This is a genomic window from Umezawaea sp. (assembly GCF_057122925.1).
Window position 1 is genome coordinate 151,248 of sequence record NZ_DBNGPQ010000056.1, and the last position, 14,966, is coordinate 166,213.

The window sequence follows — 14,966 nt, forward strand, 5'->3', positions numbered from 1 at the left end:
GCCCCAACGGGAAGGCGATCCTCGTGGGCTGAACCCCTGCCCCTTCCCGGAGCGGGCACATAGGGTGTTCGGGTGCCCATCGCGTTCGACACCACCGGTTTTCAGCAGCACGACCAGACCACCTGGTTCAACCCCTCGACGAACGACCAGGTGAGCCTGAGCTACTTCGAACAGGTGCCCGACCTGCCCGCCGCGCTCGACGACGTCACGTCGCTGCGGCACGGGCTCGCGCACCTGACCAGCGAGGTGGGCTGCTTGGTCGAGGCGCACGTCGTCCACCTGGGACAGGTGCCCGCGCTGCTCCAGATCGTGAAGCTGCCCATCCCGAACCAGCCGAGCGGGCAGGCGTTCCTCGCCTCGTTCACGGTGCCCAGGGCGAACGCGAGCGCGGTGCTGAAGTTCCAGGCCGTCGAGCAGGGCGTGACCGGTGTGCGCGAATCGGTGCTCATGTCGCAGGTCGGGTTCGACAACTGGTTCCAGCCGCACCCGTACGCGGTCGACGTGCAGGGGAAGCTGCCGTTCCACGTCGGCGACGACCCGCGCTGGGACGCGCAGTTCCCGCAGCACCCGCTGTCGCGCGCCCGCGCGTGGGCGCACCACGTTGCGCGGACCGGTCACGTCGACCCGCGCTTCGCCGCGCTGCCGGACTTCGCGCCGTCACCGGAGGTCGGCGCCACGCTGACGACCGTCGTGCCCGGTCTGCCGATCGGCGGCTACCTGCCGCTGTGGATGGACGACGACGACGTCAGCTACTGGCGGATGAGCGACCCCGGCACCGTGCTGAACACCCTGGGCAAGGGGGCGCTGGCCCGCACCCCGGTCCTGGAGAACAGGTTCCGCGACCTCGTCGCGCTCGACCCGGCCAGTTCCACGATCATGCTCACCGACCGCTACCGCGACGACAGCGGCGGCGTGTCCGGTTCGGCGACGCCGCTGGTGCGGGTCGCCGAGGGCGAGGCCCGTGCGGCGGTGACCGCCGAGACGGTGCTGGAGGCGTTCCGCTGGGTCGGCCTGGCCTCGGAGGCGGCGGCGGACCGCGGCGAGTACGTCGCCGTCGAGGCGGGCGGCATCACCCACCGCGAGAAGCCGTACGTGCTGATGGTCGTGCGGCAGCACAACGGCCAGCGGATCTCGGTCGTCGAGACGTCCCCGGTGCCGGACGAGGCGCCGATCTGGCACGACCAGCTGGTCCACGAGGCCGCGACCGGTCAGACCATGAGCGGCCCGGCGACCCCGGAGACCATTCGCGGTGGTGGCCTGCTCGCCATGTACGCCACGACCACGTGGGACGTCCACCCGTCGCGGCTGGCCCTGTCGTTCGGTCCGATCCCGTAGTCGCAAGTATTTGCAGCCCATCGGCGCTTGTTGGACCAATCCTGTCGTGGTGAGGTGCAGTCGCTCGGCTTTTGTCCGGGCGCTTGCAAGTTCTTGCGACAAGGAGGTCGCCGTGCGCCGCGTCTTCGCTGCACTGGTGTCGTTGCTGCTCATCCCGTTGGTGCCGGTGGTTTCCGCCGCGGCGCCCGCGGTGTCCCGGTTGGCGATCGGAGCAGTGGGGGACGTCGCGGCGGGCGTTCGGAGCGGTGATCAGCGGCTCGCGCGCAACGCCTTGCGGGACGACCTGGCGGGGGAGCGGTTCTACTTCGTCATGCCCGACCGGTTCGCGAACGGCGACCCGCGCAACGACCGCGCGGGACAGCCGGACGACCGGTTGAAGTCGGGCTTCGACCCGTCCGACAAGGGCTTCTACCACGGCGGTGACCTGGCCGGACTGCGCGACAAGCTGGGCTACCTGGACGGCATGGGGATCACCGCGATCTGGATGACCCCGATGTTCGCGAACCAGTGGGTGCAGGGCGGCGGCGCCGACGCCTCCGCCGGGTACCACGGCTACTGGACCACCGACTTCACCCGGCTCGACCCGCACTTCGGGACGACGCGGGAGATGAAGCAGCTGATCAAGGACGCGCACCGGCGTGGCATCAAGGTGTTCTTCGACATCGTCGCCAACCACACCGCCGACGTGATCGACTACGCCGAGGGCAAGCGCGAGTACGTGAGCACCGGGGCCGCGCCCTACCTGGACGAGGACGGCAGGCCGGTCGACATCAAGGCGCTCGCAGGCTCCGAGGACTTCCCCGAGCTGGACGCCGCGAGGTCCTTCCCGTACACGCCGGTCGCGAAGCCGGGCGTGCGCAAGACCCCGGACTGGCTCAACGACCCGACGCTCTACCACAACCGCGGCGACTCGACGTTCAGCGGCGAGTCCAGCGAGTACGGCGACTTCTCCGGTCTCGACGACCTGATGACGGAGAACCCGAGGGTCGTCAACGGCATGAAGGACATCTTCACCAGCTGGATCGACACCCTCGACATCGACGGCTACCGGGTCGACACGGTCAAGCACGTCAACATGGAGTTCTGGCAGGCGCTCGCGCCGCACGTGAAGGCCTACGCCGCCCGCAAGGGCAAGGACGACTTCTTCGTGTTCGGCGAGGTCTTCAGCTCCGACCCGGCGCTGACCTCGGCCTACACCACGACCGGCGGGATGCAGGCGAGCCTGGACTTCCCGTTCCAGAGCGGCGCGGTGAACTTCCTGGCGGGCAAGGGCGCCGCACGGCTCGGCGAGGTGCTGCTGGCCGACGACCAGTACACCGACGCCGACTCCAACGCCTCCTCGCTGCCCACCTTCCTCGGCAACCACGACATGGGCCGGGTCGCGTGGATGCTGCGCACCGAACGGCCGGGCGTCGGCGAGGAGGAGCTGCTCGACCGGCTCGAACTCGGCAACGCGCTGATGTACCTGTGGCGCGGCAACCCCGTCGTCTACTACGGCGACGAGCAGGGCTTCGCGGGCGGCGGCGGTGACAAGCTCGCCCGGCAGGACCTGTTCGCCAGCAAGACCCCGGAGTACGCGGCGGAGGAGCTGATCGGCAGCGACCGCACGGGCGCGCAGGACAACTTCCGCACCGACTCGCCGCTCTACCGGCAGCTGGCGTCGCTGGCGGAGTTCGTCGACGGCGACCCGGTGTGGCGCGGCGGCAACCAGGTGCTCCGGTACGCCGAGGGCGACGTGGTGGCGTTCAGCCGCATCGCCGCCGCCGAGCAGACCGAGCACGTGGTGGTCGCGAACGCCGGGCTCGCCGAGACGACCGTGGACGTGCCGGTGGCCGCCTCGGCGTTCCGCGCGGTGTGGCCCACGACCGGCGCGGGCCCGACGCGGGTGGACGGCAAGGTGCGGGTGACCGTGCCGCCGCTGTCCGCGCTGGTGCTCAAGGCGACCGGGAGGCTCCCCGCCTCGGCGTCGACCCCGACGCTGGTCGCGCCGCCGGTCGGAACCGTGCTCGACCAGCGGGTCGAGCTGAGGGCCGACGGGATCACGTCGCCGTTCGCGCAGGCCAGCTTCGCCGCCAAGGTCGAGGGCTCGCGGGAGTGGACGGCGCTCGGCACCGACGACGCTGCGCCGTACCGGGTGTTCGCGGACCTCTCGACGCTGCCGGGCGCGGCCGTGGGCAAGGAGGTGGAGCTGCGGGTCGTCACCGAGGACGCCGCCGGACGGCTCGGTGCCGACGGCGCGACCGTGACGCTGGCCGCCGCGCCGCCCCTGGAGGAACCCGGTGGCGCGCAGAGCCCTGACTGGCTGGTCGTGCACTACAACCGGCCCGCGGGCGACTACGACGGCTGGGGCCTGCACGTGTGGGGCGACGTCGTGGACGCGCCGACCTGGGACGCGCCCCTGCCGTTCGCCGGGGAGACCGGGTACGGCCGGTTCGCGTGGGTGAAGCTCAAGCCCGGCGCGCGGTCGGTCGGGTTCATCGCGCACAAGGGCGACGAGAAGGACACCGACGGGGACCGGGTCGTCGACCCCGGCGTGACGCCGCAGGTGTGGCTCGGGCAGGGGAGGCCGACCGTGTTCTCCTCGGAGGTCGCCGCGACCGGACAGGCCGTCGTCCACCACTCCGGCGACACCACGGGGCTCGTCGCGCGGGTCGGAGGCGTCGACACGCCGTTCGAGGGTGGCGTCGCGCGCATCCCGGCCACCGCCCCGGTCGAGTTCTCCCTGGTCCGGAACGGGACCACCGAGGTCACCGGCCGCAACGCCGGTTCGGTCTGGGTCAGCGGCGGCAGGGTGTTCACCTCGCTCGCCGCGGCCGAGAACCGGGCCGTCATCCACTACCACCGGCCGGACGGCGACTACACCGACTGGACGCTGTACCACTGGACGGGGTCGCTGGAGCCGAGCCCCGGCTGGAACCAGTCGCGGGTGCCGGACGGGTCGGACGGGTTCGGCGCGTACTGGTCGGTCCCGCTGGCGCCGGGAGCGCCCGGCCTGAGCAACATCATCCACCGCGGTGACACCAAGGACCCCGGAGCGGACCAGTTCCTGGACGTGGCGGGCACCGGGAACGAGGTGTGGTTCGTGTCCGGCTCGGCCAAGGCGGACGGCTCCGCCTCCTACGTGCTGCCCCCGTCCACCGCGCCCGCCGCGGACGACGACCTGACCAAGTCCAAGGCCGTCTGGGTCGGCGAGGACCTCGTGGTCTGGGACGTGCCCGCGGTCTCGACCGACGGCTACCAGCTCCGCTACGGCGACCGCCAGTCCCGGATGGTGCCCGACGCGACGCCCGTGCCCGCGAAGTTCCCGCACCTCGCCGGGAAACCGGTGTTCCGGGTGCTGTCGTCCGATGTGGACAGCGCGGTGCGCGAGCAGCTCTCGGCCGTGCACGTCGACCCCTCCGGCGCGATCCGGCACCGGACCGGCGTGCAGATCGCGGGCGTGCTGGACGACCGGTACGCCGCCGAGGCCTCGAAGCTGACCTACGGGCCGACGTTCGCGAACGGCAGGGCGAGCGTGCGGCTGTGGGCGCCGACGGCGAGGTCCGTGAGGCTGCGGCTGTTCAACACCCCGTCCGGCGAGCCGACCCGCGTGCTGGACCTGCGCCGCGACGCCGCGTCCGGCTCGTGGTCGCTGTCCGGGGACTGGAAGGACCGCTACTACCAGTTCGAGGTGACCGACGCCCGCCGCACGGTCGTGGTGACCGACCCGTACTCGGTGGCGCTGTCGGTGGACTCGACGCACTCGCAGTTCGCCGACCTGGCCGACCCGCGCACCATGCCCGCCAACTGGACCCGCGACGTCGCCAAGGGGCTGGACGGCGACCCGACCGAGCACGGCATCACCGAACTGCACGTGCGGGACTTCTCCATCGGCGACCAGACCGTCCCGTCCGACGCGCGCGGCACGTACAAGGCGTTCACCCACGCGCGGTCGACCGGCATGACGCACCTGCGGGAGCTGGCGAAGGCGGGCATGGACACCGTGCACCTGCTGCCGACGTTCGACATCGCCACCATCCCCGAGCGCCGCGCCGACCAGCAGGCCCCCGCGTGCGACCTGGCCTCGCTGCCGCCGGACTCCCCGGCGCAGCAGGGGTGCGTGGCCGCGACCGCCGCCCGCGACGGCTTCAACTGGGGCTACGACCCGTTCCACTACGACGTGCCCGAGGGCTCGTACGCGACGGCCGACGCGCAGACCGGCTGGGCCCGGTCGAAGCAGTACCGCGAGATGGTGAAGTCGTTGCACGACAACGGCAACCGGGTCGTGGTCGATGTCGTGTACAACCACACGGCCGCCGCCGGTGACGCGGCGGCGTCCGTGCTGGACAAGGTCGTGCCCGGCTACTACCAGCGCCTCGACGCCGACGGCTCGATCGCGAACTCCACGTGCTGCTCGAACACCGCGCCGGAGAACGCGATGATGGGCAAGCTCGTCGTCGACTCCGTCGTGCGGTGGGCCAGGCTGTACAAGGTGGACGGGTTCCGCTTCGACCTGATGGGCCACCACCCGAAGGACAACATCCTCGCCGTGCGGGCCGCCCTGGACGCGCTGACCGTCGCCCGCGACGGCGTGGACGGCAAGAAGATCCGCGTCTACGGCGAGGGCTGGGACTTCGGCGAGGTCGCGGGCGACGCGCGGTTCGTGCAGGCCACGCAGGCGAACATGGCGGGCACCGGCATCGGCACGTTCAGCGACCGCCTGCGCGACGCGATGCGCGGCGGTGGCCCGTTCGACGACGACCCGCGCGTGCAGGGCCTCGGCTCCGGTCTCGCCGGTGACCTGAACGCCTCGCCGAACAACGGCGACGTGCCCGCCAGGCTGCTGAACTACAGCGACCTGGTGAAGCTCGGCATGGCGGGCAACGCGGCCGACTTCCGGTTCCGCTCCACCGCCGGCCCGGACACCACCGGCCGCCAGGTGGACTACAACGGCTCGCCCGCCGGCTACACGGCCTCGCCGTCGGAGGCCATCACCTACGTCGACGCGCACGACAACGAGACCCTGTACGACGCGCTCGCGTTCAAGCTGCCGCCGACCACATCGATGGCCGACCGCGTCCGCATGCAGAACGTCGCCCAGGCGCCGGTCCTGCTCGGCCAGGGGCAGCCGTTCATGCTGGCGGGCAGCGAGTTCCTGCGGTCGAAGTCGTTGGACCGCAACAGCTACGACTCCGGCGACTGGTTCAACCGCTACGACCCGTCGCTGCGCGGCAACGGCTTCGGCGCGGGCCTGCCGCCCGCGCCGGACAACGAGGCCAAGTGGCCGTACTCCCAGCCGCTGCTGGCGGACCCGGCGCTGCGCCCGTCGCCGGCGGACCAGCGCACCGCGCTCGACAACACCCTGGAACTGCTGCGCGTCCGCAAGTCCTCGCCGCTGTTCACGCTCAACGACGCCGCTCTCGTCCAGCGGAAGCTGAGCTTCCCGGCGGCCGACCCCGGCATCGTGGTGGCCCACCTCGACGACACCGCGGGCCCGGACGTCGACCCGGCCCGCCGAGGCGTCCTGGTGATCGTCAACCCGTACCCCGCGCCCCGGCCGATCGCGCTGCCCGGCGCGGACTGGTCCGCGCACCCGCTGAGCACGGACGCGAAGTCCACCGGGATCAGCGGCGGCACGGCCACGGTGCCCGGCCGGTCGGTGGTGGTGCTGGTGCGGTGAAACCCCTGTTGACCTGCGGTCCGGTGAGGGTGGGGAGTTCGGGGGGAGTCGGGTCGCCACCCCGGTGACGAGGTGGACCGCGCGGAGGTGTCCACGCGGTCCACCCGCGTGGACGACCGTGGGACCGCGCCGGATCCCGACAACTCCACCCGCGCCGCCCCGGCCTGCCGCGTTCCTGGCCGGGCAGTGCCGTGCGGACCACCGCTGAAACCGATGGTCGTCAGAACGTTCCGTCCGCGAATAGTTCCGCTCTGGACGATTAGGCGTACGATAAGGGCATGACCTCGAAGAACGTCGACCTCCTCATGCTGCTGAAGGTCACCGGTCACGCGCTGGAGACCGAGTTGGCGGCGCGGCTCGCGGCGGTCGGTGTCACGCCGCGCGCCCAGTGCGTGCTGACCAACGCGCTCACGGGGGAGCGCACCCAGAGCGAGCTGGCCGAGCTGTCGAACCTCGACAAGACCACGATGGTCGTGACGATGGACGCCCTGGAGAAGGCCGGGCTGGCCGAGCGGCGGCTGTCGAGCACGGACCGGCGCGCGCGGATCATCGTGGTGACCGACGAGGGGCGCGAGGTCGTGGACAAGGCCCGCCGGGTGGTCGAGGAGCTGTACGCCGACGTGCTGGGGTCGTTGCCCGCCGGGCAGGCCGATGTGCTGGTCGACGCGCTGTCGGCGCTGGTCGGGGGTCGGTTGGCGGAGAAGGTGGAGTGCGACAACCCGCCGCGGCGGCGTGCGGTGAAGTCTGTGGTTCATCAGTAGATAGTCCTGTTCGGAACTATCTGCTGCGGTCGCTTCTGGCGGACCAGGGGACCCACCCATGACCGGCACCACCCGACGACCCGGTTGACCCGAGATGGCTCGCGCTCGTCGTCCTGCGCTCCGGAATGCTGATGACCGTGCTGGACCAGACGATCGTGAACGTGGCGTTGCCCGCGGTCCAGGCCGACCTCGGCTTCACCTCCGCCGGGCTCGCGTGGATCGTGAACGCCCTGATCGCCTTCGGCGGTCTGCTGCTGCTCGCGGGCCGCCTCGGCGACCTGATCGGCCACCAGCGCGTGTTCGTGCTCGGCCTGGTCGTGTTCACCGCCGCGTCCCTGCTCCGCGGCCTCTCGACGACGCCCGAGATGCTCGTCGTCGCCCGCTTCGTGCAGGGGGTCGGCGGCGCGCTGTCCACGGCCGTGGCGCTGGTCATCGCCGTGACGGTCGTCCGCCCCGTCGCGGTCACCGCCGACGCGCCGCGGCCGGTGGCCTTCCACCAGCTAGTGCTCGGTCAGCTCCTCGCGGGAGAGGACCTCGTCGTCGCGGACGATCTCGAACTTCCGGTCCGCGGCGCCGATCACCTTCAGGAAGCCGGGAGGCGTGTCCACGACGTAGTACTCGCGGGTGCCGCTGGTCGTCTCGACGCGCTCCAGCGGCACCCACGGCGTCGCGACCACGGCGGCCGTGGTCAGGGCGGTCACGACCACCAGGACACCGGACCGGCGCAGCAGGAACGTGATCGGGTCGCGCAGCCGCGGGTGCCGGTGCGCCCGTTCCAGCAGCACCAGCACGGCGGCCAGCGCGACCGCCCCGACGGGCACCCACCAGCGGTGGTAGGTCTTCACGTGCGAGACCAGCAGCGCCACCAGCACGACCATGAGCAGCGCCCCGCCGAAGCGCATCCGCTTGCCGTCCGCGCGGTTCGCCACCAGGTACAGGAAGGTGAACGGCAGCGCCAGGATCAGCAGCACGCTGCTGATCCGCGTGTCCGCCATGAACGTGCCGAGGAACAGGCCGGGCGCGTCGTCGAGGTCGAGGGTGTGCAGGAGCGCGAAACAGGTGTGCCAGTCGTAGTGCGACACGGCCAGCAGCCTCAGCAGCACGAACAGCACGGCGGCACTGGTCAGCACCGAGCCCGCGTGGCTCTTGGCGGGCTCGGTCTTCTCCGGCTCGGTCGTCACGGCGAGCACTATCCCATCGGGACGCGCGGAGACCGGTCGCTACCCTGTGCGTGGCCCCCGTGTCACGGGTTCGGCCATTCCCCGTACGAAGGAGTACAGACGGCCGTGTCTGAGCGCACCCTGGTCCTGGTCAAGCCCGATGGCGTCAGCCGTGGTCTCGTCGGCGAGGTGATCGCCCGCATCGAGCGCAAGGGCCTGAGCCTGGCCGCACTCGAGCTGCGGACCGTCGACCGCGCCACCGCCGAGCAGCACTACGCCGAGCACGACGGCAAGCCGTTCTTCGGCGACCTCGTCGAGTTCATCACCGGCGGCCCGCTGGTCGCGATCGTCGTCGAGGGCACCCGCGCGATCTCGGCGTTCCGCCAGCTCGCCGGCGGCACCGACCCGGTCGAGAAGGCCACGCCGGGCACGATCCGCGGCGACTTCGGCCTGGAGGTCCAGTTCAACCTCGTGCACGGCTCCGATTCGCCCGAGTCGGCCGAGCGCGAGATCAAGCTCTGGTTCCCGGCTCTCTGAGCTGATCGCTCCGACGGCCCGGACCGCATTGCGGTCCGGGCCGTCGTGCCGCGCGGCCACTTCGCGTTCCGACGCCGTGGTTCACGGGTGCGCGCTGTGCCGGGGCCGTTCGGCGGCGTCACGGGTTCGGTGCGATCGTCGAGGTCGTGGCAGGTGTCCACCGCGGACGACGCCCCGTCGGGCGTGTTCGGCCCTCATCGTCGTTCAGGCGGATCTCATTGTTCGTTCATCCTCGGCTCAAGGCGGTGAACAACAGCGAGACAGCCCGTCCCTCGAATTCGCGTGACACAGTCGGTGTGGCACCGCTCCCCAGTGGACGAGCGGTGTACCGCAACCGCGGAACGAGGGGAGGTTCCATGCGCGCGTTCAGAACTGTGGCTCGGGGGATCGCCACCACCGGTGTCGCTCTCGCGGTCGGCACCGCACCGGCGGTGGCGCACACCGTGAGCTCGCCCGACCACCCCCACGGCGGCACGACCACCACCAGCGTGGACGACTGCGCGTCCTACCTGGGGGCTCGCGGGTACGCGGTCGGCGACGGCGTCCGCACGTCGTGCCGCAACGCCGCCGACGGCAGCTTCTACGGCCACGCACTGTGCTGCACGGGTCTCGTCGGTCTCGGGGTGCGGCAGGACCACGCCAACGCCGCGTGCGTGGTCGCCTCGGCCTGAGCGTCGAGAGGTCCGGCTCCGCCGAGCCCCCCGCACGCCGTGAGGTCCCACCTCACGGCGCGCGCCTGCGGGACGACGACCCGTTGCCGCCCGGCGTCGAGCCGCGCAGTTCGACGTGCGGCGCGTGTCCCAGCGGCAGGTGCATGCGGACCGAGTCGAAGCGCTGGTCGCCGACCGCGATGGAGTTCGGCAGCCTGCCCCACTCCCGGAACCCCAGCTCCTCGTACAGCTCGATCGCCCCGAGGTTGTTGCCGCGCACGCCCAGGTACAGCACCTCCAACCCCGCTGACCGGGCGTTCTCGACGATCGCCGCCACCACGGTCCGGCCCAGGCCGAGGCCGCGAGCGGCCGGGTGGGCCGTGACCTTGCCCAGCTCGGCGCAGTTCTCGAACACCTTCGCCGGGTCGCGCCGCCACGACGCCGTCGCCCGCACGACGCCGTCGACGCGCGCCACCGCGAGCGCCGCGTCGCCCGCCCGGACGCGGGTCAGCACGTCGTCCAGCCACGCGTCGGTGCCCGCCCGGTCCGGGGGTGACTGCCAGCCGATCGCGCCGCCCGCGGCCACGACCGCGTGCAGCACCTCGTGCACCTCGCGCCGCAGCCCCTCGTCGGCGTCCTTCGGCCAGTCCAGGTCGATTTCCACGTGGTGAGGCTAAAACCCCTCAGGAATTGTCGGTCCCCCCGGATAAGGTCGATCACGTGACCACTGCCGAGCCGCTCCTCGTCCGGGCCCACGGGTTGACCAAGCACTTCGGCGACTTCGAGGCGGTGCGGGGCATCGACGTGGAGGTGCGCCGGGGGGAGGCGTTCGGCTTCCTCGGGCCCAACGGGGCGGGCAAGTCGTCCACGATGCGGATGATCTCCTGCACGTCGCCGCGCACGGGCGGCGAGCTGTCGGTGCTGGGCCTCGACCCGAACACGCAGGGTCCGCTGATCCGCGCGCGGCTCGGGGTGGTGCCGCAGACGGACAACCTCGACACCGAGCTGACGGTGCGGCAGAACCTCCAGACCTACGGCCGGTACTTCGGCCTCTCCCGCGCGGAGGCCCGTGGGAAGGCGACCGAGCTGCTGGAGTTCGCGCAGCTCGTCGACCGGGCCGACCACGAGGTGGAGCCGCTGTCGGGCGGCATGAAGCGCAGGCTGACGATCGCCCGCTCGCTGATCAACGACCCCGACCTGCTGCTGCTCGACGAGCCGACGACGGGCCTCGACCCGCAGGCCCGCCACCTGCTGTGGGACCGGCTGTTCCGGCTCAAGCAGTCCGGCGTCACGCTCATCATCACCACGCACTACATGGACGAGGCGGAGCAACTCTGCGACCGGCTCGTCGTCATGGACGGCGGCAAGATCGCCGCCGAGGGCTCGCCCAGCGAGCTGATCAGCCGCTACTCGACCCGCGAGGTGCTCGAACTGCGGTTCGCGCCCGGCGAGCAGGAGGCCGTCGTACCGTCGGTGGTCGACCTGGCCGAGCGGATCGAGGTGCTGCCGGACCGGCTGCTGCTCTACACGAAGGACGGTGAGGGGGCGTTGAACGCCGTGCACGGGAGGGACGTGCGCCCGCTGTCGAGCCTGGTGCGCCGCAGCTCGCTGGAGGACGTCTTCCTCCACCTCACCGGCCGCACGTTGGTGGACTGATGGAGACGATCCCGAGCCGCTCCACCGGCGTCGTGCTCAACCCGGTGCGCGCGGTCCTGATCGGCGTCGAGAAGCACTGGACCTGGTACCGGCGCAACTGGCGGGCGACGGCCATCTCCAGCTTCCTGCAACCCGTGCTGTTCCTCGTGGCCATGGGCTTCGGCTTCGGCTCGCAGGTCCAGCCGGGCGAGGCGACGGGCGGCCAGACCTACCTCGTGTACCTCGCGCCCGCGCTGGTGGTCGTGACGGCGGTGCAGAACGCGACGTGGGAGTCGACCTACGCGGTGCTGTCCGCGTTCATCTGGCAGAAGTCGTACTGGGGTGCGGTCGTGACACCGGTGACGCCCGCGCAGATCTGCTACTCCCAGCTGACCTGGATCGCGTTCCGCCTGGTCAGCAGTGCTGCGGTGTTCCTGGCGGTCGCGGCGGCGCTCGGCGCGGTCAGCGGTCCGGGGGTGCTGCTGGCGCTGCCGTTCGCGGTGCTCGCGGGCCTCGCGTTCGCCGCGCCCGTGGTCGCGTTCTCCGCGACGCGCGAGACCGCCGAGGGCTTCAGCGGCCTGTTCCGGTTCGTGGTCATCCCGATGACGCTGTTCACCGGCGCGTTCTTCCCGATCTCGCAGCTGCCCGAGTGGCTGCGGCCGGTCGCGTGGATCACCCCCGTGTGGCACGGCGTCGAGCTGGCCCGCGGGGCCACGTTCGGCACGCTGCGGCTGCTCCCGGCCCTCGGCCACGTCGGGTACCTGGTGGCGCTGACGGCGGTCGGGGTCGTGCTGGGCCGCAGGTACTTCCAACGCAGGCTGGCGGTGTAGACGGTGACGCAGACGGTCGACCAGAAGAGCGCGGAGCCCCGCCCCGGCGGCGGGCTGGCGTTCCGCATCGTGCCGCCCGGCCTGTACGCGGGCCGCGCGAGCGTGCTCGTGGAGCGCGCGTTCCTCGTGTACCGCCGCGCGTGGCTGTCGTTCGTGTCCGGTTTCTTCGAGCCGCTGTTCTTCCTGCTGTCGCTGGGGTACGGGTTCGGCAGGCTGGTGTCGGAGGTCGAGGGCCCCGGCGGCCACCTGATCAGCTACCCGCTGTTCGTCGCCCCCGCGCTGCTCGCCGCGTCCGCGATGAACGGCGCCGTGTTCGACTCGACCTACAACGTCTTCTTCAAGTTCAAGTACGGCAAGCTCTACGACGCCATGCTCGCCACCCCGATGGGCCCCCTGGACATCGCGATCGGCGAGATCTCCTGGGCGCTGCTGCGCGGCGGCATGTACTCGGCGGCGTTCCTCTCGGTCATGCTCGGCATGGGCCTCATCGCCTCGCCGTGGGCTCTGCTCGCCCTGCCCGCGTGCCTGCTGGTCGCCTTCGCGTTCGCCGCCGTCGGCATGGCCGCGACGACCTTCATGCGCTCCTGGCAGGACTTCGACCTGGTGCAGCTCGCGGTGCTGCCGCTGTTCCTCTTCTCCACGACGTTCTTCCCGCTGTCGGTCTACCCGCCGCTGCTCCAGACCGTCGTCACCTGGACGCCGCTCTACCACGCGATCGAACTGCTCCGGGGGCTGACGACCGGGATCGTCGGCTGGGGCATGCTCGGCAACGTCGCCTACTTCGCCGTCATGGCCGCCGGGGGCCTGGTCGTGGCCGCCAGGAGGTTGGGCACGCTGCTGCTGAAGTGAGGTGGCGGGTTCGGGGGACCGGTCGAATACTTGACCCCCGAGCGTGCTCCCTCCCGGAGGTCGTCATGGACGTCATCGCACTGATCGGCCGCATCCTCTTCGTCGCGATCTTCCTGGGCTCCTCGATGGCCCACTTCACCCAGGCCGAGAGCATGGGCGCCTACGCCGAGTCCAAGGGCGTCCCGTCCGGGAAGCTCATGACCCTGGCCTCCGGCGTGCTCATGGTCGTGGGCGGTCTGATGGTCCTGCTCGGTGTGTGGGCCGACCTCGGTGCCCTGCTGCTCGTCGCGTTCCTGCTGCCCACGGCCTTCCTGATGCACGCGTTCTGGAAGGAGACCGACCCGATGGCCAAGCAGGTCGAGATGACCCAGTTCATGAAGAACGTCTCCATCTCGGGCGGCGCGCTGGTGTTCGTCGCCCTCTACGCCGGGCACGCCCAGGACCTGGGCCTGACGATCACCGGGCCGCTGTTCGGTTAGTCCCCCCGGATGGATGCCGTTACCCTGGTTCCCCGTGACGGTCGAGTCGGTCTTCCCCGTGTTGGAACCCCTGCTGCCCAGGGTCTCGAAGCCCGTGCAGTACGTCGGGGGCGAGCTGAACGCGACGGTCAAGGACTGGGACAGCGCGGCCGTCCGCTGGGCGCTCATGTACCCGGACGCGTACGAGGTCGGGGTGCCCAACCAGGGCGTCATGATCCTGTACGAGATCCTCAACGAGCTGCCGGACGTGCTCGCCGAGCGCACCTACGCGGTGTGGCCGGACCTCGAAGCCCTGATGCGCGAGCACGGCGTCCCGCAGTTCACCGTCGACGGGCACCGCCCGCTCGGCGCGTTCGACCTGATGGGCATCAGCTTCGCCACGGAGCTGGGCTACACGAACATGCTGACCGCGCTCGACCTGGCGGGCATCCCGCTGCACTCGGTGGACCGCACCGACGAGCACCCGATCGTCGTGTCGGGCGGGCACGCCGCGTTCAACCCGGAGCCCATCGCGGACTTCATCGACTGCGCCGTGCTCGGCGACGGCGAGGAAGCCGTCCTGGAGATCACGGACATCGTCCGCGCGTGGAAGGCCGAGGGCAGCCCCGGCGGGCGCGACGAGGTGCTGACCAGGCTCGCCGAGACCGGCGGCGTGTACGTGCCGCGCTTCTACGACGTGGAGTACCTGCCGGACGGCCGGATCCAGCGCGTGGTGCCGAACCGCGAGCGCGTGCCGTACCGGGTGTTCAAGCGGACCACGATGGACCTGGACGCGTGGCCGTACCCGAAGCAGCCCCTCGTGCCGCTCGCCGAGAGCGTCCACGAGCGGATGAGCGTCGAGATCTTCCGCGGCTGCACCCGCGGCTGCCGGTTCTGCCAGGCGGGCATGATCACCCGCCCCGTGCGTGAGCGGTCGATCGAGGGCATCGGCGCCATGGTCCACAAGGGACTGGAGGCGAGTGGCTTCGAGGAGGTCGGTCTCCTCTCGCTGTCCAGTGCGGACCACTCGGAGATCGCCGAGATCACGAAGGGCCTCGCGGACCGGTACGAGGGCACCAACACCGGCCTGTC

General features: G+C 71.2%; 12 protein-coding genes and 1 pseudogene. 11 read left to right on the forward strand and 2 right to left on the reverse strand.

Going from position 1 to position 14,966, the window contains the following annotated elements:
- The first annotated feature begins 72 nt into the window (after nt 1–72).
- From AC156L_RS12945 to AC156L_RS12960, 4 genes and pseudogenes are all read left to right on the forward strand, one after another.
- On the forward strand, nt 73–1,335 hold the full coding sequence (locus AC156L_RS12945; protein WP_330878708.1) for a hypothetical protein: 1,263 nt from the start codon (nt 73–75) through the stop codon (nt 1,333–1,335).
- A gap of 112 nt (nt 1,336–1,447) precedes the next feature.
- Complete coding sequence (pulA, locus tag AC156L_RS12950; protein WP_330878709.1) at nt 1,448–6,994, forward strand: pullulanase-type alpha-1,6-glucosidase; 5,547 nt, start codon at nt 1,448–1,450, stop codon at nt 6,992–6,994.
- Nucleotides 6,995–7,272: 278 nt separating this feature from the next.
- Nucleotides 7,273–7,755 carry a MarR family winged helix-turn-helix transcriptional regulator gene (locus AC156L_RS12955; protein ID WP_330878710.1) on the forward strand — a complete coding sequence of 161 codons (483 nt, stop codon included), beginning with the start codon at nt 7,273–7,275 and terminating at the stop codon, nt 7,753–7,755.
- Between the two features lie 131 nt (nt 7,756–7,886).
- Nucleotides 7,887–8,150: pseudogene (locus AC156L_RS12960) on the forward strand (MFS transporter); the annotation flags it as partial.
- Between the two features lie 105 nt (nt 8,151–8,255).
- Here AC156L_RS12960 and AC156L_RS12965 read toward each other — a convergent pair.
- Complete coding sequence (locus tag AC156L_RS12965) at nt 8,256–8,936, reverse strand: hypothetical protein (RefSeq protein ID WP_330878711.1); 681 nt, start codon at nt 8,934–8,936, stop codon at nt 8,256–8,258.
- Nucleotides 8,937–9,041: 105 nt separating this feature from the next.
- Between AC156L_RS12965 and ndk the strand changes: the two genes are divergently transcribed.
- Together ndk and AC156L_RS12975 are read left to right on the forward strand one after the other, a co-directional pair.
- Complete coding sequence (gene ndk / locus AC156L_RS12970; protein WP_330878727.1) at nt 9,042–9,452, forward strand: nucleoside-diphosphate kinase; 411 nt, start codon at nt 9,042–9,044, stop codon at nt 9,450–9,452.
- Nucleotides 9,453–9,808: 356 nt separating this feature from the next.
- A complete protein-coding gene (locus AC156L_RS12975) occupies nt 9,809–10,123 on the forward strand; it encodes a hypothetical protein (RefSeq protein ID WP_330878712.1) in 315 nt (104 codons plus the stop codon).
- A 52-nt stretch (nt 10,124–10,175) separates the two neighbouring features.
- On the opposite strand, the gene AC156L_RS12980 is transcribed toward AC156L_RS12975, so the two are convergent.
- Nucleotides 10,176–10,766 carry a GNAT family N-acetyltransferase gene (locus AC156L_RS12980; RefSeq protein WP_330878713.1) on the reverse strand — a complete coding sequence of 197 codons (591 nt, stop codon included), beginning with the start codon at nt 10,764–10,766 and terminating at the stop codon, nt 10,176–10,178.
- A 56-nt stretch (nt 10,767–10,822) separates the two neighbouring features.
- Between AC156L_RS12980 and AC156L_RS12985 the strand changes: the two genes are divergently transcribed.
- From AC156L_RS12985 to AC156L_RS13005, 5 genes are all read left to right on the forward strand, one after another.
- Nucleotides 10,823–11,758: an ABC transporter ATP-binding protein gene (locus AC156L_RS12985; protein WP_330878714.1), complete on the forward strand. Its 936-nt coding sequence runs from the start codon at nt 10,823–10,825 to the stop codon at nt 11,756–11,758.
- Entirely contained in the window at nt 11,758–12,567 is an 810-nt protein-coding gene (locus AC156L_RS12990; RefSeq protein WP_330878715.1) for an ABC transporter permease, read from the forward strand. The genes AC156L_RS12985 and AC156L_RS12990 overlap by 1 nt, the downstream gene beginning before the upstream one ends.
- A 3-nt stretch (nt 12,568–12,570) precedes the next feature.
- A complete protein-coding gene (locus AC156L_RS12995) occupies nt 12,571–13,416 on the forward strand; it encodes an ABC transporter permease (protein ID WP_330878716.1) in 846 nt (281 codons plus the stop codon).
- A 65-nt stretch (nt 13,417–13,481) separates the two neighbouring features.
- Nucleotides 13,482–13,895: a DoxX family protein gene (locus tag AC156L_RS13000; RefSeq protein ID WP_330878717.1), complete on the forward strand. Its 414-nt coding sequence runs from the start codon at nt 13,482–13,484 to the stop codon at nt 13,893–13,895.
- 34 nt (nt 13,896–13,929) lie between these two features.
- Nucleotides 13,930–14,966: radical SAM protein (locus AC156L_RS13005; RefSeq protein ID WP_484406873.1), on the forward strand; the 1,037-nt coding region annotated here is incomplete at its 3' end.